Raw genomic sequence first — 20,363 nt, 5'->3', positions numbered from 1 at the left:
TACGCGAGATTGTCATGCGCCGTTTGCTCTACCTGCTGCTTTTAGTCTTCGCCTTGCCGGTCACCGCCACCGGTTTGCTGGAGAGCCGACCCAGTTCCACTCTGGGCTCGATCAACAACAGCGCAGACTTTTTGCCGGTGCGCGAAGCCTTTCAGCTGAGTCTGGTCGACAGTACGCCGCAATCGATCAAACTGCGTTTTGTCGCCACCGAGGGCTACTACCTCTATCGCCATCGATTTCAATTTCGTGCCGATCCGGCCGACGCCCTGCTCGGCACGGCACGCCTGCCCGACGGGCAAAAAAAGCACGATGAGTATTTTGGCGATGTAGAGGTCTATCACGGCATTCTCGACGTCGAGCTACCGCGCACTGACTCACGCGCTTTCACCCTGGTCGTGACGTATCAGGGCTGCGCCGACAAAGGCCTGTGCTATCCGCCCGAAACCGAGCGCCTGAGCATCAGTGACAGTAGCGCCGCAGGGACTCCCTACAACTGGAGCTGGCGAGAACTGGCGCTGTTCTTCCTCGCCGGTCTGGGCCTGACGTTCACGCCCTGCGTGCTACCGATGCTGCCGATTCTGTCGGGCGTTGTCTTGCGCGGTCAGGTGGGCGGCTTGCGCGGGTTCAATCTTTCGCTGGCGTACGTGCTGCCTATGGCTGCCTGCTTCGCCCTGCTCGGCGCCTTGATGGGGATGTTCGGCGCGCAGTTGAATCTTCAGGCACGCCTCCAATCCGCTTGGGTGCTGGTGCCGTTCGCGATGTTTTTTGCAGTGTTTGCCCTGGCGATGTTCGGCGTATTTGAACTGAAGTTGCCGCAAGCCATCAGCAGTCGCCTGGACCGCATCGCCGGCCGCACCGAGGGCGGCTCCCTGTGGGGTGCCGCGGTGTTGGGCGTAGTGTCCAGCCTGCTGGTTTCGCCCTGCGTTTCGGCGCCCCTGGCCGGTGCATTGTTGTACATCAGCGCCAGTGGTGATGCCTTGGGCGGTGGAATCAAACTGTTCATGCTCGGCCTCGGCATGGGCGCCCCGCTGCTGCTGGTGGCCACAGGCGGCGCGGCCTGGTTACCGAAAAGCGGACCCTGGCTGGTCTACGTAAAAAATGCGATTGGCGTGTTGCTGCTGGGCCTGGCAATCGGCTTGCTCAGCCGTGTCTTGCCCGGCCAGGTCACCTTGCTGATGATCGGCTTGCTGGCCGGCGGTGTCGGGTTATTCATGGGCGCGCTGGAGTTCGTCTACAAACCGCCGAGAAAACGCCTGGGACAGTTGCTCGGGATGTTTTTGCTCTTTTATGCGCTGTCCTGCTGGTACGGTGCGTTCAGTGGCCAGACCGACCCGTTCAATCCAATTGGCCAGCCGCGCATCGCCGCAGGTGCCGCCCAAGCGCAAAGCATCAGTGCCTGGCAAACCGTCAGCACTCCGGCGGATCTGGATCAGGTACTCAGCCAAGCACGATCCTCCAACACGCCGCTGTTGCTCGATTGGTACGCCGATTGGTGCATCAGCTGCAAAGTCATCGAACATGAAGTGCTAAACGATCCGATCGTCGTCGAACGCCTCAAGGGCTACCGGCTGATCCGCTTCGACATCACCGCCAGCAACGCCGAACAACGCGCCCTGCTCGACCACTATCAGCTGTTCGGACCTCCGGCGCTGATGTTTTTCGGCAAGGACGGTGCGGAACGCGCCGATGTTCGGGTGATCGGCGAGATCAACGCAAAAAACTTCGCCGAACGTGTTGCGAAGGCTAATGACCAGAATTAATCAAGCAGTCATATATTTTGCGCAAACATCGGGCATCGTGCTGGCTATTGCAGAGAACTGGACAGTCATAAAGGCTTTGCGGCATAGTCGCCGGGTTCTGACAATTGCACACGGATAACAAAGGAACAGCCGATGGCGACGCTACTCGTTCTGCACGGACCCAACCTGAATTTGCTTGGCACCCGTGAACCGGGCACCTATGGCGCTACGACTCTGGCGCAGATCAACCAGGACCTGGAACGCCGCGCCCGCGAAGCCGGCCACCATTTGCTGTACCTGCAAAGCAATGCCGAGTACGAATTGATCGATCGCATCCACGCTGCGCGCAGCGAAGGTGTGGACTTCATTTTGATCAATCCAGCAGCTTTTACGCATACGAGTGTCGCATTACGTGACGCGCTGCTGGCGGTGAGCATCCCATTCATCGAAGTGCATTTGTCTAACGTGCACAAACGCGAACCTTTCCGCCATCACTCTTACTTCTCCGATGTAGCGGTGGGAGTGATCTGCGGCCTTGGCGCCAGCGGTTACCGACTGGCCCTGGAGGCCGCCCTGGAACAGCTTGAACAACAAGTTAACCGCCCCTGACCGACCCTTGGGAGTTGATGATTCATGGATATCCGTAAAGTTAAGAAACTGATCGAATTGCTGGAAGAGTCCGGCATCGACGAGCTCGAGATCAAGGAAGGCGAAGAGTCCGTACGCATCAGCCGTCACAGCAAGACCCCGGCTCAGCAGTACTACGCGCCGGCTCCAATGCCAGCTCCGGCTGCCGCGCCTGTCGCTGCCGCCGCTCCAGCTGCCGCTGCCGCCCCTGCTGCTCCGGCCGCCCCTGCACTGAACGGCACCGTTGCCCGTTCGCCGATGGTCGGTACGTTCTACCGCAAATCTTCGCCATCCTCGCCGTCCTTCGTTGAAGTCGGTCAGACCGTGAAGAAAGGCGACACCCTGTGTATCGTTGAAGCCATGAAGATGATGAACCACATCGAAGCTGAAACCAGCGGTGTGATCGAATCCATCCTCGTTGAAGACGGCCAGCCGGTTGAGTACGACCAACCGCTGTTCACCATCGTTTGAACCGCGGAGAGCCTTTGATGACTGCGAAGTTGGAAAAAGTTCTGATCGCCAACCGCGGTGAGATCGCCCTGCGGATCCTGCGCGCCTGCAAAGAGATGGGCATCAAGACCGTCGCCGTTTACTCCAAGGCTGACAAGGAACTGATGCACCTGGGCCTGGCAGACGAATCCGTCTGCATCGGTCCGGCATCGGCCGCCCACTCCTACCTGCACATTCCGGCAATCATCGCCGCGGCCGAAGTGACGGGCGCCACTGCCATTCACCCTGGCTACGGCTTCCTTGCGGAAAACGCCGACTTCGCCGAGCAGGTCGAAAACTCCGGCTTCGCTTTCATCGGTCCAAAAGCCGAAACCATTCGCCTGATGGGCGACAAGGTTTCGGCCAAGCACGCGATGATCGCCGCTGGCGTACCGACCGTTCCGGGCTCTGACGGCCCGCTGCCGGAGGACGAAGAAACCGCTCTGCGCATTGGTCGTGAAGTCGGTTACCCGGTGATCATCAAGGCCGCCGGCGGCGGTGGTGGTCGCGGCATGCGCGTTGTGCACAAGGAAGAAGACCTGATTTCCTCGGCACAACTGACCCGCTCCGAAGCAGGCGCGGCGTTCGGCAACCCGATGGTCTATCTGGAAAAATTCCTGACCAACCCACGTCACGTGGAAGTTCAGGTTCTTTCCGACGGCCAGGGCCAGGCCATCCATCTGGGTGACCGCGATTGCTCGCTGCAACGTCGCCACCAGAAAGTCCTCGAAGAAGCGCCGGCACCGGGCATCGACGAGCAGGCTCGCCAGGAAGTCTTCGCCCGCTGCGTCAAGGCGTGCATCGACATCGGTTACCGTGGCGCCGGCACTTTCGAGTTCCTCTACGAAAACGGTCGTTTCTACTTCATCGAGATGAACACTCGTGTCCAGGTAGAGCACCCGGTTTCGGAAATGGTCACCGGTATCGACATCGTCAAGGAGATGCTCAGCATCGCCGCCGGCAACAAGCTGTCGTTCACCCAGGATGACGTGGTCATCCGCGGTCACGCGCTGGAATGCCGGATCAACGCCGAAGACCCGAAGACCTTCATGCCGAGCCCGGGCACGGTCAAGCACTTCCATGCACCAGGCGGCAACGGCGTTCGCGTCGATTCGCACCTGTACAGTGGATATGCCGTTCCGCCGAACTACGATTCGTTGATCGGCAAGCTGATCACCTACGGCGCAACCCGTGACGAAGCCATGGCGCGCATGCGCAATGCGCTGGACGAAATCGTGGTCGACGGGATCAAGACCAACATCCCGTTGCACCGCGACCTGACCCGCGACGAAGGCTTCTGCAAAGGGGGTGTGAACATTCACTACCTCGAGCACAAGCTGGCTGGCGAGAAGCACTAAGCTTCGACCCTATCAACAAAGCCGCCTTCGGGCGGCTTTGTTGTTTAAGATCAGAAGATCGCAGCCTGCGGCAGCTCCTACATCTGGAATGCGTTCCCCTGTAGGAGCTGCCGCAGGCTGCGATCTTTTTGCTTCACCCCTATAGTCGTCATCTGCGTCGCGCTCGCGTAAACTTGCGCGCTTCTCGCAGACCGCTAGGCTGCAATCTATATTTTTCAAAGGTGCCCGCCATGCCTTGGCTGCAAGTACGTCTCGCCATCAGCCCAGAACAAGCCGAAACCTACGAAGACGCTTTCCTTGAGGTCGGGGCCGTCTCGGTGACCTTCATGGACGCCGAAGATCAGCCGATCTTCGAACCGGAACTCAATACCACGCCGCTGTGGTCCCACACGCATCTGCTGGCCCTGTTCGAAGGTGGCACCGAAGCCGCCAGCGTACTGGCTCATCTCGAATTGCTCACCGGCGGCCCACTACCCGAACATCACAGCGAAGTGATCGAAGACCAGGACTGGGAACGCACGTGGATGGACGGTTTCCAGCCGATGCGTTTTGGCCAGCGCCTGTGGATCGTGCCGAGCTGGCACGCCGCGCCTGAGCCGGATGCGGTCAATCTGCTGCTGGATCCGGGCCTCGCATTCGGCACCGGCACCCACCCGACCACCGCGCTGTGCCTTGAATGGCTCGATGGCCAGGAGCTGAAAGACTGCAACGTGCTGGACTTCGGTTGCGGCTCGGGGATTCTGGCGATTGCCGCCCTGCTGCTGGGTGCCAGGGAAGCCGTGGGCACCGACATCGACGTGCAGGCGCTGGAAGCCTCGCGCGACAACGCCGGACGCAACAACATTGCCGAGCACCTGTTCCCGCTGTACCTGCCGGAAGATCTGCCGCAGGTTCCGGCGGACGTACTGGTCGCGAACATTCTCGCCGGCCCTCTGGTATCCCTGGCACCACAACTGACCCGCCTGGTAAAATCGGGCGGGCGTCTGGCGCTTTCCGGCATACTCGCCGAGCAAGGCGATGAAGTGGCTGCCGCGTACGCCAAAGACTTCGATCTGGACCCGATCGCCAATCGCGATGGCTGGGTGCGCATCACTGGCCGTCGGCGCTAGAATGAGCGCCTGCATATTCCGGATCGCCGCATGACCGACAGTTTCGTCACCCAGTGCCCGCATTGCCAAACCAGCTTTCGCGTCAGTCATGCCCAGTTGAGCGTGGCGCGGGGGGTGGTTCGTTGCGGCTCGTGCCTGCAGGTGTTCAATGCCGCCAAGCAGCTGCTTGAGCAAGCCGGCAAGCAAGCCCCGGCAGCAGCACCACCGGCTATTACCGAGATCCTCCCCGAGCCCCGCGCCATTAGCCAAAAGCAATGGCGCGCGGCCGAACTGGATCTGGATAGCCTGGACCTTGACGAAGAGCTTGCCCGACTCGAACAGCGGGAAATCCAGCCCGCCACCGAACTCGGTCGACATCGTGACGAATCGCTGAGCGCCCGTCGCGACTCCGCCGAGCAGGACGAGGAGCCATGGTCCGACAGCCTGTTCAGCGAATCGGCCGCCGATCGCGCTCGATCCGAGGAATCCCTCGATAGTTTCGAAGCCCCTGAACCGGCGGAATCAAAAACCGTTTCGCGCACCGAACCCTCGCTATCCCTGGAGCCGGTTGAACTGGACGACGAACCGCCCCAACTGCTCTTGCACGACCCGCTCGACAAACCACTCAACCATGAGCGCCTGTCAGCAACCGACGAGCACGAAATCGACGACGCACTGCCAACGGTCGAACCGCTGCGCCAGCGCCGCGAACGCAACGAACCCGGCGTGCGCTCCGAAGTGCTCCAGGACCTGACCGACGATCCGCTGCAACTGGACTGGCAAAAACGCCGCTCTCCCTGGGGTCGCCGCCTTCTCTGGCTGTTGCTGACCCTGCTCGCCGCCGGCGCGCTTGCCGGGCAGTACATCACCTATCACTTCGACGAACTCGCGCGACAGGATCAATACCGCCCATGGTTCCAGCAACTGTGTCCGCAAATCGGTTGCGACGTGCCGTCCAAGGTAGACATCGCAAAAATCAAAAGCAGCAACCTGGTCGTGCGCAGCCATCCGGAGTTCAACGGCGCGCTTGTGGTCGATGCCATCATCTATAACCGCGCCCCGTTCTCCCAACCCTTCCCGCTGCTGGAACTGCGCTTTGCAGACCTCAACGGCCACCTGATCGCCAGCCGTCGCTTCAAACCCGGCGAGTATCTCAATGGCGAACTCCAGGGCAAGGTGGAGATGCCGCCGCAGACGCCGATCCACATCGCACTGGACATCCTCGATCCCGGCGCAAAAGCGGTGAACTACAGCTTGAGCTTTCACTCGCCAGAGTGAATCGCTTCCCCGCTCAGGGATTGACGTCGGCTTTCTGACTTTCAGCCTGCGGACCAAACCACTGGTAATAACAGAATAACTGTTCAGATTTTGTTCAATTCAGCCTTTATCCAGTCATCGAGAGCGGGTATCATGCCAACCCTTTTTCGAACTCTCATGATCCGGCCCCACAACAGGGAAGTCCTATGTCGGCGGTACGCATCGGTCCATACACATTACAAAACAGCTTGATCCTCGCCCCGATGGCGGGTGTCACTGACCAACCCTTTCGTCAGCTGTGCAAGCGTTTGGGCGCGGGACTCGTAGTCTCGGAAATGGTTACCAGCGACATGAGTTTGTGGAACACCCGCAAATCGCGCATGCGCATGATCCACGAAGGCGATCCCGAGCCACGCTCGGTACAGATCGCCGGTGGTGATGCTCAGATGCTGGCGGATGCAGCCCGAGCCAACGTAGAACTGGGCGCACAGATTATTGACATCAACATGGGCTGTCCGGCGAAGAAGGTCTGCAACAAGGCTGCCGGCTCCGCGTTGCTGAAGGATGAAGCACTGGTCACCGAGATCCTGCAGGCTGTTGTGGCTGCGGTTGATGTGCCGGTAACCCTGAAGATCCGGACCGGTTGGGACCGGGACAACAAGAACGGCCTGACGGTGGCGAAGATCGCCGAACAGGCAGGCATTACGGCGCTGGCAGTGCATGGCCGCACCCGAGCCGACCTGTACACCGGTGAAGCCGAGTACGACACGATTGCTGCGATCAAGCAGGCCGTGTCGATCCCGGTTTTCGCCAATGGCGATATCGATTCGCCTGAGAAGGCCCGGTACGTGCTCGACGCGACCGGTGTCGACGGCCTGTTGATTGGCCGGGCTGCCCAGGGGCGGCCGTGGATTTTTCGCGAGATCGATCATTTCCTGCGTACCGGCGAGAAGCTCCCGGCGCTGGAACTGATCGAGGTGGAACGCATTCTGCTAGAGCATCTGGCTGCCCTGCACGCTTTCTATGGCGATGTCATGGGTGTCCGTATCGCTCGAAAGCATGTGGGCTGGTATCTCGCAACCTTGCCGGGCGCCAGGGAATTTCGCGCCCACTTCAATCGTTTGGATGGTACGGAAACACAATGCGCCAACGTTCGGGAGTTTTTTGCCGAGCGTTACAAGAGCCTGACAGGGGACGGAGAAGGGGTGGCCGCATGACGATGATGACCGAGACTTTAGTGAGTGGAACAACACCCGTGAGCGACAACGTAAATTTGAAACAGCACCTCAATACGCCAAGCGAAGAAGGCCAGACCCTTCGCGGGAGTGTCGAGAAGGCGCTGCACAATTATTTCGCCCACCTTGAGGGCGCTGCCGTCACGGATGTGTACAACCTGGTGCTCTCCGAAGTCGAGGCTCCCCTGCTCGAGTGCGTGATGAACTACGTCAAGGGCAACCAGACCAAGGCCAGCGAGATGCTCGGACTGAACCGTGGCACGCTGCGCAAGAAACTCAAGCAGTACGATTTGCTGTAAGCATTCAATCAAACCAGAAAGGCGCCCGCGTAGAACCGGTCGCCTTTTTTGCTGACTCCTTTGCTTTTGATGGAAATTGAGATGACCGACCAGACTACCCGCCTGCCGATCCGCCGCGCCTTGATCAGTGTTTCCGACAAGACCGGGATCCTCGAATTCGCCAAGGAGCTTGAAGCCCTGGGCGTCGAGATCCTCTCCACCGGCGGGACGTTCAAGCTGCTGCAGGACAACGGCGTTGCCGCAGTGGAAGTCGCGGATTACACCGGCTTTGCCGAAATGATGGACGGCCGGGTGAAGACCCTGCACCCGAAAATCCACGGCGGCATCCTCGGTCGTCGCGGTATCGACGACGCCATCATGAACGAGCACGGCATCAAGCCGATCGACCTGGTAGCGGTCAACCTGTACCCGTTCGAAGCCACCATCAACAAGCCAGGCTGCGACCTGCCGACCGCCATCGAAAACATCGATATCGGCGGCCCGACCATGGTCCGTTCCGCAGCAAAAAACCATAAAGACGTGGCCATCGTGGTCAATGCCAGCGATTACGCCAGCGTCCTGGAAGGCCTCAAGGCCGGCGGCCTGACCTACGCTCAGCGCTTTGACCTGATGCTCAAGGCGTTCGAGCACACCGCGGCCTACGACGGCATGATCGCCAACTACATGGGCACTGTGAATCAGACTGCCGAGACACTGAGCACCGAAGGACGCAGCGAATTCCCGCGCACCTTCAACAGCCAGTTCATCAAGGCCCAGGAAATGCGCTACGGCGAGAACCCGCACCAGAGCGCAGCGTTCTACGTTGAAGCCAAGCCTGCCGAAGTGGGCATCGCCACTGCGACCCAGCTGCAAGGCAAAGAACTGTCGTACAACAACGTGGCCGACACCGATGCCGCACTGGAATGCGTGAAGAGCTTCGTCAAGCCGGCCTGCGTGATCGTCAAGCACGCCAACCCGTGCGGCGTAGCCGTCAGCCCGGACGCTGAGGGTGGCATCCGTCAGGCCTACGAACTGGCCTACGCCACCGATACCGAATCCGCCTTCGGCGGCATCATCGCCTTCAACCGCGAACTGGATGCCGAAACCGCCAAGGCCATCGTCGAGCGTCAGTTCGTTGAAGTGATCATCGCGCCTTCGGTCAGCGAAGAAGCCCGCGCCATCGTGGCGGCCAAAGCCAACGTGCGCCTGCTGGCCTGCGGCGAGTGGTCGGCTGATCGCGCCGCTGCCTGGGATTACAAGCGCGTGAACGGCGGCCTGCTGGTACAGAGCCGCGACATCGGCATGATCGGCGCCGATGACTTGAAAGTGGTCACCAAACGCGCCCCGAGCGAGCAGGAAATCAATGACCTGATCTTCGCCTGGAAAGTCGCCAAGTACGTGAAGTCCAACGCCATCGTCTACGCCAGGAATCGCCAGACCATCGGTGTCGGCGCCGGCCAGATGAGCCGCGTGAACTCGGCGCGCATTGCTGCTATCAAGGCCGAGCACGCTGGCCTGCAGGTAGCCGGTTCGGTGATGGCTTCCGACGCTTTCTTCCCGTTCCGCGACGGTCTGGACAATGCAGCCAAGGCGGGCGTGACTGCCGTGATTCAGCCAGGCGGCTCGATGCGTGATGCCGAAGTGATTGCTGCTGCCGACGAAGCCGGTATCGCGATGGTGTTCACCGGCATGCGCCACTTCCGTCACTGACAGCACAGCATTCCCCCTGTAGGAGCGAGCTTGCTCGCGAAGAACGACTAGACGCCACAGTGTTTCAGACACCCCGCGTTATCGTTAACCACCATCGCGAGCAAGCTCGCTCCTACAGTTCCCAGATTTGCGTCATCCGAGGTTTTTGAAATGAATGTTTTGATCATTGGCAGCGGTGGCCGTGAACACGCACTGGCCTGGAAAGTGGCTCAGGATCCGCGCGTGCAGAAAGTGTTCGTAGCCCCGGGCAACGCCGGTACCGCCATCGAAGCCAAATGCGAGAACGTCGCCATCGACGTGCTGGCGCTTGAGCAGCTGGCAGACTTTGCCGAAAAGAACGTTTCCCTGACCATCGTCGGCCCCGAAGTGCCGCTGGTTGCCGGTGTTGTGGACCTGTTCCGCAGCCGTGGCCTGGATTGCTTCGGTCCGACCGCAGGCGCCGCACAGCTGGAAGGCTCGAAAGCCTTCACCAAAGATTTCCTGGCGCGCCACAAGATCCCGACCGCCGACTACCAGAACTTCACCGAGATCGAGCCGGCCCTGGCTTATCTGCGTGAAAAAGGTGCGCCAATCGTGATCAAGGCCGACGGTCTGGCTGCCGGTAAAGGCGTGATCGTCGCCATGTCCCTGGCCGAAGCCGAAGACGCCGTGCGTGACATGCTCGCCGGCAATGCCTTTGGCGACGCAGGTTCGCGGGTCGTCATCGAAGAATTCCTCGACGGCGAAGAAGCCAGCTTCATCGTGATGGTCGACGGCAAGAACGTGCTTCCGATGGCCACCAGCCAGGACCACAAACGCGTCGGCGACGGCGACACGGGCCCTAACACTGGCGGCATGGGCGCCTACTCCCCTGCTCCGGTCGTCACCGCCGAGGTGCACAAGCGCGTCATGGACCTGGTGATCTGGCCAACCGTGCGTGGCATGGCCGAGGAAGGCAACGTCTACACTGGCTTCCTGTATGCCGGACTGATGATTGACAAGGCTGGCAATCCGAAAGTTATCGAGTTCAACTGCCGCTTTGGCGACCCGGAAACCCAACCGGTCATGCTGCGCTTGCAGTCGAGCCTGGTACTGCTGGTCGAAGCGGCACTGGCGCAGGCACTGGACAAGGTCGAAGCGCAATGGGATCCACGTCCGAGCGTCGGTATCGTATTGGCTGCGGGCGGCTATCCTGGTGACTACACCAAAGGCGCAGCCATCAATGGCCTGGATGCGGCGGCAGCAATGGAAGGCAAGGTCTTCCATGCCGGTACTGCGCTCAAGGATGGTCAGGTCGTAACGGCCGGTGGTCGGGTACTTTGCGCCACCGCCATGGGTGCGAGCGTCGACGCTGCCCAGCAGCAAGCGTACAAACTGGCAGCCCGTATTGATTGGGAAGGCTGTTTCTATCGTAAGGACATTGGCTACCGTGCCATTGCCCGCGAGCGTGGCGAAGATCAGGAATAAGGTAAACACCGCGCCAGGCAACGGACCCGACTCCTTGCCTGGCTATTCCGGCGCCGCGCATCGTTATATTCTGGCATCAACCTAAGAAGGGATTTCGCCGTGCGCTGGCTCAGGATTGCCATAAGTTTAACCGTCACGCTGCTGACCTTGCTCTGCATGCTACCGGCCCAGGCCGAGCAAGGCAGTGGCTGGGCGGTATTGCTCGACGAACAGGGCGATCTGCAACTGAGCGACATCCGTTCTGCCCGCTACACCAATCAATTCAGCCCTATCGAACTCGACCGCCTCAAGGCAGCCGAGCCCGACGGCGCGTTATGGCTGCGATTCAGGCTCTCCCCCGGCAAGCATGAGCAGTTGCTGCGGGTGTTCGCCCCCGACCTGCGCCAACTCAATATGTATGTGCTGGACGGCGACAAGCTGATCGAGCACTCCAGCACGGGCAACGAACAGCCACAGGCTGCACGACCACTGCCAAGCAGTGACTTCATGTTGCCTCTGCCAGAAAGCGACACCCCCCTCGACGTCTACCTGCGAATCACCTCTGGCCATCAATTGAGGCCCTACATCACCCTGCAAGCGGCCGTCATGACCGCCGCCAATCAAAGCCAGACGCTGGTTTACGGACTGCTGTTCGGTTGCATCACAATGCTGATCCTGCACAACCTCCTGCGCTATACCTACACCCGCTCTCGCAGCAGTCTCTGGGTAGCGGCGTGCGAGGGCTTGCTGATGCTGAGCATGCTGTTGCTGCTGAACCTCGCCGGGCCATGGCTGCCAGACTGGTACGCACTGCAAGCGCCAGGCGCCTATCTGGCGTTATTGCTGACAGCACCTTGCGGCCTGATGCTGACAAACCGGTTCTTCGCCCCTCTTGGCCCGCATCCGCTGAACAAGCTGATAATGGGCGAGGTGCTACTCATCACCTCCTGCGGCCTGATGCTGTTGTTCGTCAACACCTTGCCACTGAACTTCATCACCTACGCACTGGTGGCCCTGGCTGGGCTCACCATGCTGTTCGTCAGCGCCTATCACTGGCAAAAAAATTATCGTCCGGCACGGTTTTTTGTGGCGGCAATGATTGTATTCAACCTCGGTACGCTGATTATCCTCCCTGCGCTGCTGGGACTGACGTTGATTGAACCCCACGGGTTGATCACCATCCTGCTGATATTCATCTGCATCAGTGGTTTGCTGATGAGCATCGCATTGAGCGAGCGTCAGCGCAGCATCACCGAGAATCGCTTCAGCATCAGTCGCGATCTTGCGGCCAGCAATGCCGAGATCAATGCCAAGGCAGAATTCCTGGCGAAGATAAGCCATGAAATCCGCACTCCGATGAACGGCGTGCTGGGCATGACCGAGTTGCTTCTGGGTACGCCGCTCTCGGTCAAGCAGCGCGACTACGTACAGACCATCCACAGTGCCGGCAACGAACTGCTGACGCTGATCAACGAAATTCTCGACATTTCCAAGCTCGAGTCAGGGCAGATTGAACTCGATGATGTGCAGTTCGATCTCAACGCGTTGATCGAAGATTGCCTGAGTATTTTTCGCGCCAAGGCCGAACAGCAGAACGTCGAGCTGATCAGCTTTATTCAGCCACAGGTTCCGCGGGTCATCAGCGGTGACCCGACGCGACTTCGCCAGACCCTGCTGAGCCTGCTTGAAAACGCCTTGAAGAAAACCGACGAGGGCGAAATCCTGATCGTCGTGGCACTCGACGAACGCACCACCAAACCGCGCCTGCGCATCGCCGTACAGGACAGCGGCGAGCCCATGAATGCCGAGGAACGCGATGCGCTGATGCACGCCGAACTGCATAGCAGACACTTTCTTTCCGCTACTCACCTGGGTGGTAACCTGGGGCTGGTGATCGCCCGCCAATTGATTCGCCTGATGCAAGGAGAGTTCGGCATCAAGAGCGGCTCCAATCAGGGCAGTACTTTATGGCTGACATTGCCACTGGATCCGGATCGTCTCGAGCATCCGACCTCGGACCTCGACGGCCCGCTGCAGGGTGCGCGTGTACTGGTGGTAGATGACAACGACACCTGTCGCAAGGTGTTGGTGCAGCAGTGCACGGCCTGGGGCTTGAACGTCAGCGCTGCACCGTCCGGCAAGGAAGCGCTGGCGCTGCTACGCACCAAGGCACACCTGCGCGATTATTTCGACGTGGTCCTGCTCGATCAGAACATGCCCGGCATGACTGGCATGCAACTGGCCGCCAAGATCAAGGAAGACCCAAGCCTGAACCACGACATCCTGTTGATCATGCTGACCGGCATCAGCAATGCGCCCAGCAAGATCATTGCCCGCAACTCCGGGATCAAACGCATCCTCGCCAAACCGGTTGCCGGGTACACGCTCAAAACGACCCTGGCCGACGAATTGACACAGCGCAACAAGGGCCTGGTTCTCACCCAGCAACCGCAAAACGCTGGCCCCCTGCCGGTCAAGGTTCCCAGTGATTTCCGTATTCTCGTCGCCGAAGACAACAGCATTTCAACCAAGGTCATCCGAGGCATGCTGGGCAAGCTCAACTTGCAACCGGACACCGCCAGCAATGGCGAGGAAGCCTTGCAGGCGATGAAGACCCAACATTACGACCTGGTGCTGATGGACTGTGAAATGCCAATCCTGGACGGCTTCTCCGCCACCCAGCAATTGCGCGCGTGGGAGGTGGGTAATCAACGGCCCCGTACACCTGTAGTGGCGCTGACTGCGCACATTCTCGCGGAACACAAGGAACGAGCGCGGCAGGCTGGCATGGATGGACACATGGCCAAACCGGTCGAGCTCTCGCAGCTGCGCGAATTGATCGAACACTGGGTTGCCCAGCGTGATCAGCACAATCGTGCGGCGGCCCAAACGTCCTGAGCCGACAGAGCCTGCAACGCCTGATAGACTCCCCCTCGACTTCCCCCGCCAGTGAGCCTGCACCATGCTCCATGTGTTGTTCAGTGTTTACCTGAAGATGCTGGTGCTCTACAGCCCGTTCTTCGTGTTGTCCTGCTTCATCAGCCTGACCCGCGGTTATTCGCGCAAGGAACAGCGTCGGCTGGCCTGGAAAGTGGCCCTCGCCACACTGGTCTCCAGCGTGCTGCTGTACTTGTTCGGGCGGGTGATTTTCAGCGTTTTCGGCATCACCGTGGACGCGTTCCGCATCGGTGCCGGCAGCGTGCTGTTTATCTCCGCACTGGGCATGGCGCAAGGCAAGTCGGCAGTGCAGACCGACAACGTGCAGCAGGACGTGACGATCGTCCCACTGACCATTCCGCTGACGGTTGGCCCTGGCACCATCGGTGCCTTGCTGGTGATGGGCGTAGGCCAGCCACACTGGGACGACAAGCTTACGGCCATTGTCAGTATTGCTTTAGCCAGTTTTACGGTTGGCGTTGTGCTGTTTTTATCCGGCCGCATCGAACGCATCCTCGGCGACCAGGGATTGCAGATAGTCAGTCGGCTGATGGGGTTGTTTGTCTGTGCATTGGCAGCGCAGATCATCTTTACCGGGGTAAAGGGTTACCTGGTGCCCTGAAAAGCCGCATCGATCGCGCTCGCCAGTCTTGAGGCCCCTGGCCTGCCGCCCTCACCAAAGCAAGGTGTCAACTCGGGCTTGCGAAAGGAGCGACAGAGGCGGCAAGAGAAAGCCGCCAGCCTCTACATAGGCCGAGTCCGTCATAAATCGATCCTTCTCAGAACGGCCAGAGACGCATCGCCTCTGGCTGTATACCTTACTTGCGCCGACTGAAACGCTTTTTCAAAAGTTCCCTGCGATGCTCATCCACATACGCCTCAATTAGCGATTGGTTAGCTGCGTATTTAGCGGGATTGAAAGTTACAAATGACCTGCCTTGAAAAATATCCAGTGTCGAAGTTCTCCAGTCGACAAACAACACACCGCCATCGTTACCGCCTCCTCGATGATCAACCGATGCAACGGCGATCAAAATAATACCGTTGGCCATTTGCTCGCAGGGAATAGCAGATAAACGAACACCTTCGATATTTTTAGATTCCACATTCAACAGGTTTAGCGCCTCAGGCTCTTTCTTCAGCGCGCTCAATGTCGAGTCAGCAATCGCACTGAGCACCGACGCCCCTGGTATTGCAGCCTTCGCCGCATCAGCGGCCGTCTGGACAATATCAACAATGATATTGTCCAACGTGAGGTTCAGAGAGGCTGAACCGTATTTTGTGTAGCCTTCATCTGGCACAAAACACCCGAGCGCTTTCATACACTGGTGAAATTCGCGGAACCAGGCTTTCGGATCTTTGCCACCGGGGACCGCGTAACTGGCCTCCATCTTGGACATGGTGATCAGGTTTTCAATAATGGCCATATTCTCGGCCGTGATCTTGTCACCGTAACCGACGAGGCTGTTACCCAGCACCAGGGCGTCCAGATTTTTGGTCGGCATGGCGTCTAGATCCGTGGCTGCAGACCTTCGGAACCGTTTGCCCGGCGAGGTAGTTTGGCGCGCTTGCGTACGTTGCTTTATAAACTCAATACTTTGTTCAACACTGACAGAACTTTCAAAAACTTCCATGACCAACATCCCTTTAGTTAATTAAAAATGCTCAATCCGAGAGCAGTCGAAATTTAACCCGGGAAATTCAAACTAACAACTTCAACTAAATACAACATGTGTAAGCTGCACTTAATTGACAATCACCCTTACAACCGCCTTGAGCAAACAACCAAGGCGGCCCGGTTTATTCGACCGGTAACAGAAAGAGTTATTACTCGACAGGCAAAAGCTTATCGCCATAGCTTCGTGGCGTGTAAACCCAGACGCCAGCGTCAGCACGTGGAATCACGCGAGTTGTCGACGAACCGATGAGTACCATCGTCCGCATATCCACCTGATCGGGACTCAACTGGCCCAGTGTCGTAACCTTCAAGGTCTGCCCCGGACGACCGATGTCACGACCTAACACCACCGGAGTTTGGGGAGTGCGGTGCTGGGCGACGATTTCCAGTGCCCGACCCAGTTGCCAAGGGCGTGCTCGGGAAATTGGATTGTAGAAAGCCAAGGCCAGATCGGCCTGTGACGCCAGATCCAGGCGGGTCTCGATAATCGACCAGGGTTTGAGGTTGTCCGACAGCGACAATACACAGAAGTCATGGCCCAGTGGTGCACCCGCCTGGGCGGCAGTCGCCAGCGAAGCAGAGATGCCAGGCAGGATTTCCAGATCAACGCGATGCCATGCTGCATCGGCGGACTCGTGAAGCGCTTCCAGCACGGCCGCAGCCATTGCGAAAACACCCGGGTCGCCAGACGACACCACCACCACTGAACGCCCTTTGGCTGCCAGTTCAAAAGCGTGCCGGGCGCGCTGCATTTCTTCGCGATTATCCGTGCAATGCAACACCTGCTCGGCGCGGAAAGGCCCCGCCATGCGCACATAGGTTTCATAACCCAGCACGTCATCGGCGCGGGCCAGTTCAGCCTTCACCGCCGGCGCCATCAATTGAGCATCGCCAGGGCCCAGACCAATCACGGCAAGGCGTCCACGAGGACGGCCGACATGCGACGAGTCCAAAGGCTGTTCAGCGATTGCAATGGCAATGGCGCCGTCAAGCAGGACGGAGATTGACTGGCCAACGGCACGGCGCAGTCCATCACCTCTTAATGCCTCAGGCTTGGCGAACCGCAACGGCACATCCAGTTCAATCGCCGCTTCACGCAGCGCCGGGCTGGCCATTTCAGTCTCGCAAGCCAGCAGACAGACCAGTGACTGTTGCGCGATTGCGGCTTGATGCAAAGCTGCGCGAACGGCTGTCGGCACATCCGCCATTCCCGGACTCACAGCGACCACGACGTTGCGTGGATAGATCAACAGTTCGTCTTTCGCCGGGCTACGTTCAACATGGCTGACATGCACCGTCAACCGCGCTTGTGCATCCTCAGGTAATTGCGCCTGTGCCAGCCAGGGGGCCGAACCTTCGATGCGCACCGTTTCGCCTGCCAGCAAATCGGAAACAAAACGCTTGCCCCGCTCCAGATCACCCAGGGCATATCCATTGGGTGGGTTGAGCAAACACGTGCCGAAACGCAGCTCCCCGCTGGTGGTGATTGCCGCGCAGACTTCAAGTGCCGCTGCAATCTCCCGCGCCATTACATTCACGCCGCCGAGGCCTCCCAGCAATGGCACCACCGCACTGCCATCTTCGGCCACCGCCAGCACCGGCGGCTCGGCACCTTTTTCCAGCAACAGCGGCGCCAGGGTGCGAATCACGATCCCGGCAGCGCACAAGGCAATGATCGGCGTGCCCTGTTGATAAAACTCACGAAGAGTCGAACCGAATTCACGATAGGTTTGGTCCGCACCGTCCACCCGTCCGGACAGGCCGTGAATCAGGGCGTCGGGATACACCTGTTGAATACTGCGCGCGGTGGCGAGACTGCCGTTGCCGAGAATGACAATCGCCGGAACTGAAGGAATCATCAGCCTTGCCACCTTTCACCGGGAACGATGATCAACGAGAAGTAAGGCGAAGACATCGGCTCGACCTGATCCAGCGGTACGATCTTCTGATTAGCCATGGTCGCGCGCTCGACGTACAACGCACGCTCGGCCAGACCGAGTTCTTCCAGCACCTGACGAACCTTGGGAAAGTTGCGCCCCAGCTTCATGATCACCGCCGCATCGGCATCGGCCAGTCGACGTTTGAGCTCGTCGGGCGGCAGCACACCGGACAGCACCGACAGGCTCTGATTGCGATACACCAGCGGCGCGCCGAGCACCGACGCCCCCCCCAGCATCGAACACACACCCGGCACAACTTCGGCCTGGTAACGCTCGGCCAGTCGGTCATGCAGGTACATGTAGGAGCCGTAGAAGAACGGATCGCCCTCGCAAATCACCGCGACATCGCGACCGGCGTCCAGATGCGCGGCCACCGCCTGGGCGGCCTCATCGTAGAAATCGCTGATGACTTGCTCATAGGACAACGGTGCCGGCAGCACTTCGGTGGTCACCGGATACACCAGTGGCAGCAGATTCTGCGCCTCTTGAAGATGCGCCTCGATGATGCCGAACGCGTTGCCCTTCTTACCCTTGGCCACGAAGTACGCCACCACCGGCGACTCTCGCAGCAAACGCAGAGCCTTGACCGTAATCAGTTCCGGATCACCAGGGCCCACGCCGAGGCCGATCAACCGTCCAGGTTGCTGCATCATTCGATCTCCGTGGCGAGGGCATTGACGGCGGCGGCGGCCATGGCGCTACCGCCCAGGCGACCTTGCATGATGACGAACGGCACGCCACGGCTGTCTGCCGCCAACGCTGCCTTGGACTCGGCCGCACCGACAAAACCCACCGGAAAACCGAGGATCAGTGCCGGTTTCGGAGCGCCGGCATCGAGCATTTCCAACAGATAAAACAGCGCAGTGGGCGCGTTGCCGATTACCACCACACTGTCCTTCAGATGCGGGCGCCACAGCTCCAGGGCGGCGGCGGAGCGGGTGTTACCCAACTCGCGGGCCAACTGCGGGACGCTCTCATCACGCAGGGTGCAGATGACCGGATTGTTCGCCGGCAAACGTGCCCGGGTAATACCTTCGGACACCATCCGCGCATCACACAGGATCGGCGCTCCGGCAGCCAGCGCATCGCGCCCGGCCTTGCCCGCGCCGTCGGAAAACTGCAGACCGTCGATGGCCTCGACCATGCCGCAGGCGTGGATCACACGGACCGCGAGCTTCTCCAGATCAGCCGGGATTCGGTCGAGGTTGGCTTCGTCGCGGATGATCGCGAAAGAATTGCGATAGATCTCCTGACCGTCGCGGATGTAATCAAGCATCAAGGGGGCTCCGTGAGCGGGCGTCGAGCAGGGACGCGACCGCTTCAATAGTAAGGTTGCGTGCGTGCAGCGCGCCGAAACCCGGCAGCGCTGCATTGCGAAAATAGAGATCGTAGTGATCGGGTGCGACAGCCAGCAATGTGACAGGGGCACTGTGTGCGCAAGCGCAGGAGCGCGCACAGCCTGACAAGTGAACCTGCACCGGTACAGATTGATCACCCAAAAGTACGGCCAGTTGCCGTGCATCACACTTGGTATCCGCCAGCCCTTTGGCACAACCGGTCGAGCCGGTGCACGCCACGAGATGGGACAGGGATTGGGTAGCGTCGGTCAGATACCCCAGGGCGCGTAACTGCTGACTGACAGCGCTGGCGTCTGCTTGGCTGATGTTGGGCAGCAACACGCTTTGCCAGGGTGTCATGCGCAGGCTCGCGTCGCCGAACGCCTCGGCCAGCATCGCCGCGCCCTTGAGCATTGCTGGATTCAACCGCCCCAGCGGTGGCATGGCACCAACGTACACAAGGCCTTCCTCGCGCTGTGGATAAATGCCGATGTGCATCCCGCAGAGATTGGGCGTGCGCTCCCAGTTCTCGATGGGGGACAGTGATACATGCCCGGCCAGTCTTTCCAACAGCAAGTGAAGCGGATGCTCGGCCAGCAAATGGCGCATCCGGGTCTGCTCCGGCCGGGCGAGTTCAAGAAACAATTCCAGCACCGTCACCACCAGGCGGTGTCCATCCCGCACCCGTACCGCCGCGACAGGCGCTTGCGTCGGACACCCGCCCAGACCAAACGCCAGCAACTGCTCGCCATTGCGCTCAACCGCGCTTAACCAAAGATCATGGGGATGTTCGAGCATCGCCAGGCCTTCGCCGCCATCGAGTTGCACGGCGAACTTGGCCGATAGCTCGTGAAAGCGCGGATGGGTTTGCAAAGTGTCGAGAATTTGCCGGGCCAGAGGGCGAGTGTCGATCAGCAGATGCCGATCAAGGCCGGCGGTAGGACTGAGCATCAGATTGCGCACATCGTCGCCGGCGACAGTGGTGGGTCCCAGCCCGGCGGCCAGCAGTGTATCGATCAATGCCCGTGCATCAGGACCAATGCCGCGAACTTGCAGGTTGGCCCGATTCGTCACCTCGATCACGCCGCCGGCGTATCGCTGCGCCGCATCGGCCACGGCAAGGGCTTGATCCGCGCGGATAGCGCCGCCGTCAAGTTTGATCCGGCAAATGCCACCGTCCAACGCCTGGACGACACGCAACAACCCGGGACAGGCCGAAGGGCGTATAGGACTGGAAGTCTGACCTGAATTCACGGGATGGCCGG

General features: G+C 59.7%; 17 protein-coding genes. 12 read left to right on the top strand and 5 right to left on the bottom strand.

Translation table 11 applies throughout. The annotated features are described in order from the left end of the window. Positions 1-14: 14 nt before the first annotated feature. From QMK58_RS03640 to QMK58_RS03585, 12 genes are all read left to right on the top strand, one after another. Positions 15-1,760 carry a protein-disulfide reductase DsbD gene (locus tag QMK58_RS03640; protein WP_053153932.1) on the top strand — a complete coding sequence of 582 codons (1,746 nt, stop codon included), beginning with the start codon at positions 15-17 and terminating at the stop codon, positions 1,758-1,760. 132 nt (positions 1,761-1,892) lie between these two features. Continuing rightward, on the top strand, positions 1,893-2,348 hold the full coding sequence (gene aroQ / locus QMK58_RS03635; RefSeq protein ID WP_053153929.1) for a type II 3-dehydroquinate dehydratase: 456 nt from the start codon (positions 1,893-1,895) through the stop codon (positions 2,346-2,348). Between the two features lie 24 nt (positions 2,349-2,372). Continuing rightward, positions 2,373-2,837, top strand: coding sequence for an acetyl-CoA carboxylase biotin carboxyl carrier protein (gene accB / locus QMK58_RS03630; RefSeq protein ID WP_053153926.1), 465 nt, complete (start codon positions 2,373-2,375; stop codon positions 2,835-2,837). A 17-nt stretch (positions 2,838-2,854) separates the two neighbouring features. Then, positions 2,855-4,213 carry an acetyl-CoA carboxylase biotin carboxylase subunit gene (gene accC / locus QMK58_RS03625; RefSeq protein WP_053153923.1) on the top strand — a complete coding sequence of 453 codons (1,359 nt, stop codon included), beginning with the start codon at positions 2,855-2,857 and terminating at the stop codon, positions 4,211-4,213. 230 nt (positions 4,214-4,443) lie between these two features. Continuing rightward, positions 4,444-5,322: a 50S ribosomal protein L11 methyltransferase gene (gene prmA, locus QMK58_RS03620; RefSeq protein WP_053153920.1), complete on the top strand. Its 879-nt coding sequence runs from the start codon at positions 4,444-4,446 to the stop codon at positions 5,320-5,322. A 30-nt stretch (positions 5,323-5,352) separates the two neighbouring features. Further along, positions 5,353-6,579: a DUF3426 domain-containing protein gene (locus tag QMK58_RS03615; RefSeq protein WP_320395879.1), complete on the top strand. Its 1,227-nt coding sequence runs from the start codon at positions 5,353-5,355 to the stop codon at positions 6,577-6,579. A gap of 185 nt (positions 6,580-6,764) precedes the next feature. Then, positions 6,765-7,775 (top strand): tRNA dihydrouridine synthase DusB, encoded by a 1,011-nt coding sequence (gene dusB, locus QMK58_RS03610; protein WP_053153915.1) that lies wholly within the window; start codon positions 6,765-6,767, stop codon positions 7,773-7,775. Then, entirely contained in the window at positions 7,772-8,092 is a 321-nt protein-coding gene (gene fis, locus QMK58_RS03605; RefSeq protein ID WP_015093301.1) for a DNA-binding transcriptional regulator Fis, read from the top strand. The genes dusB and fis overlap by 4 nt, the downstream gene beginning before the upstream one ends. Before the next feature lie 81 nt (positions 8,093-8,173). After that, on the top strand, positions 8,174-9,781 hold the full coding sequence (gene purH / locus QMK58_RS03600) for a bifunctional phosphoribosylaminoimidazolecarboxamide formyltransferase/IMP cyclohydrolase (protein ID WP_053153912.1): 1,608 nt from the start codon (positions 8,174-8,176) through the stop codon (positions 9,779-9,781). 150 nt (positions 9,782-9,931) lie between these two features. After that, a complete protein-coding gene (gene purD / locus QMK58_RS03595) occupies positions 9,932-11,227 on the top strand; it encodes a phosphoribosylamine--glycine ligase (RefSeq protein ID WP_320395878.1) in 1,296 nt (431 codons plus the stop codon). Positions 11,228-11,326: 99 nt separating this feature from the next. Next, entirely contained in the window at positions 11,327-14,104 is a 2,778-nt protein-coding gene (locus QMK58_RS03590; protein ID WP_320395877.1) for a hybrid sensor histidine kinase/response regulator, read from the top strand. A 64-nt stretch (positions 14,105-14,168) separates the two neighbouring features. After that, positions 14,169-14,765 (top strand): MarC family protein, encoded by a 597-nt coding sequence (locus tag QMK58_RS03585; RefSeq protein ID WP_007991257.1) that lies wholly within the window; start codon positions 14,169-14,171, stop codon positions 14,763-14,765. 196 nt (positions 14,766-14,961) lie between these two features. Here QMK58_RS03585 and QMK58_RS03580 read toward each other — a convergent pair whose 3' ends face one another. The 5 genes from QMK58_RS03580 to cobG form a co-directional block, all read right to left on the bottom strand. Beyond that, positions 14,962-15,777, bottom strand: coding sequence for a hypothetical protein (locus QMK58_RS03580; protein ID WP_320395876.1), 816 nt, complete (start codon positions 15,775-15,777; stop codon positions 14,962-14,964). 193 nt (positions 15,778-15,970) lie between these two features. Next, the gene (gene cobJ / locus QMK58_RS03575) at positions 15,971-17,680 is read right to left on the bottom strand and encodes a precorrin-3B C(17)-methyltransferase (protein ID WP_053153903.1); all 1,710 of its coding nucleotides are present in this window, start codon (positions 17,678-17,680) and stop codon (positions 15,971-15,973) included. After that, positions 17,680-18,411, bottom strand: a complete 732-nt coding sequence (locus QMK58_RS03570) for a precorrin-2 C(20)-methyltransferase (protein ID WP_053154097.1) — start codon at positions 18,409-18,411, stop codon at positions 17,680-17,682. Before QMK58_RS03570 ends, cobJ begins: the two co-directional genes overlap by 1 nt. Beyond that, complete coding sequence (locus tag QMK58_RS03565; RefSeq protein ID WP_053153900.1) at positions 18,411-19,037, bottom strand: precorrin-8X methylmutase; 627 nt, start codon at positions 19,035-19,037, stop codon at positions 18,411-18,413. The genes QMK58_RS03570 and QMK58_RS03565 overlap by 1 nt, the downstream gene beginning before the upstream one ends. After that, a complete protein-coding gene (cobG, locus tag QMK58_RS03560; RefSeq protein WP_053153897.1) occupies positions 19,030-20,352 on the bottom strand; it encodes a precorrin-3B synthase in 1,323 nt (440 codons plus the stop codon). Before cobG ends, QMK58_RS03565 begins: the two co-directional genes overlap by 8 nt. Between the last annotated feature and the right edge of the window lie 11 nt (positions 20,353-20,363).

The sequence above is a fragment of the Pseudomonas sp. P8_241 genome, from assembly GCF_034008315.1.
Lineage (GTDB): Bacteria > Pseudomonadota > Gammaproteobacteria > Pseudomonadales > Pseudomonadaceae > Aquipseudomonas.
Note: the sequence above shows the minus strand (reverse complement) of the source record. Positions and strands in the feature narration are given on the sequence as shown.

Coding starts and splice junctions, on each gene's coding strand:
- QMK58_RS03640 (WP_053153932.1), top strand. CDS start 15: ATGCGCCGTTTGCTCTACCTGCTGCTTTTAGTCTTCGCCTTGCCGGTC.
- aroQ (WP_053153929.1), top strand. CDS start 1,893: ATGGCGACGCTACTCGTTCTGCACGGACCCAACCTGAATTTGCTTGGC.
- accB (WP_053153926.1), top strand. CDS start 2,373: ATGGATATCCGTAAAGTTAAGAAACTGATCGAATTGCTGGAAGAGTCC.
- accC (WP_053153923.1), top strand. CDS start 2,855: ATGACTGCGAAGTTGGAAAAAGTTCTGATCGCCAACCGCGGTGAGATC.
- prmA (WP_053153920.1), top strand. CDS start 4,444: ATGCCTTGGCTGCAAGTACGTCTCGCCATCAGCCCAGAACAAGCCGAA.
- QMK58_RS03615 (WP_320395879.1), top strand. CDS start 5,353: ATGACCGACAGTTTCGTCACCCAGTGCCCGCATTGCCAAACCAGCTTT.
- dusB (WP_053153915.1), top strand. CDS start 6,765: ATGTCGGCGGTACGCATCGGTCCATACACATTACAAAACAGCTTGATC.
- fis (WP_015093301.1), top strand. CDS start 7,772: ATGACGATGATGACCGAGACTTTAGTGAGTGGAACAACACCCGTGAGC.
- purH (WP_053153912.1), top strand. CDS start 8,174: ATGACCGACCAGACTACCCGCCTGCCGATCCGCCGCGCCTTGATCAGT.
- purD (WP_320395878.1), top strand. CDS start 9,932: ATGAATGTTTTGATCATTGGCAGCGGTGGCCGTGAACACGCACTGGCC.
- QMK58_RS03585 (WP_007991257.1), top strand. CDS start 14,169: ATGCTCCATGTGTTGTTCAGTGTTTACCTGAAGATGCTGGTGCTCTAC.
- QMK58_RS03580 (WP_320395876.1), bottom strand. CDS start 15,777: ATGGAAGTTTTTGAAAGTTCTGTCAGTGTTGAACAAAGTATTGAGTTT.
- cobJ (WP_053153903.1), bottom strand. CDS start 17,680: ATGATTCCTTCAGTTCCGGCGATTGTCATTCTCGGCAACGGCAGTCTC.
- QMK58_RS03570 (WP_053154097.1), bottom strand. CDS start 18,411: ATGCAGCAACCTGGACGGTTGATCGGCCTCGGCGTGGGCCCTGGTGAT.
- QMK58_RS03565 (WP_053153900.1), bottom strand. CDS start 19,037: ATGCTTGATTACATCCGCGACGGTCAGGAGATCTATCGCAATTCTTTC.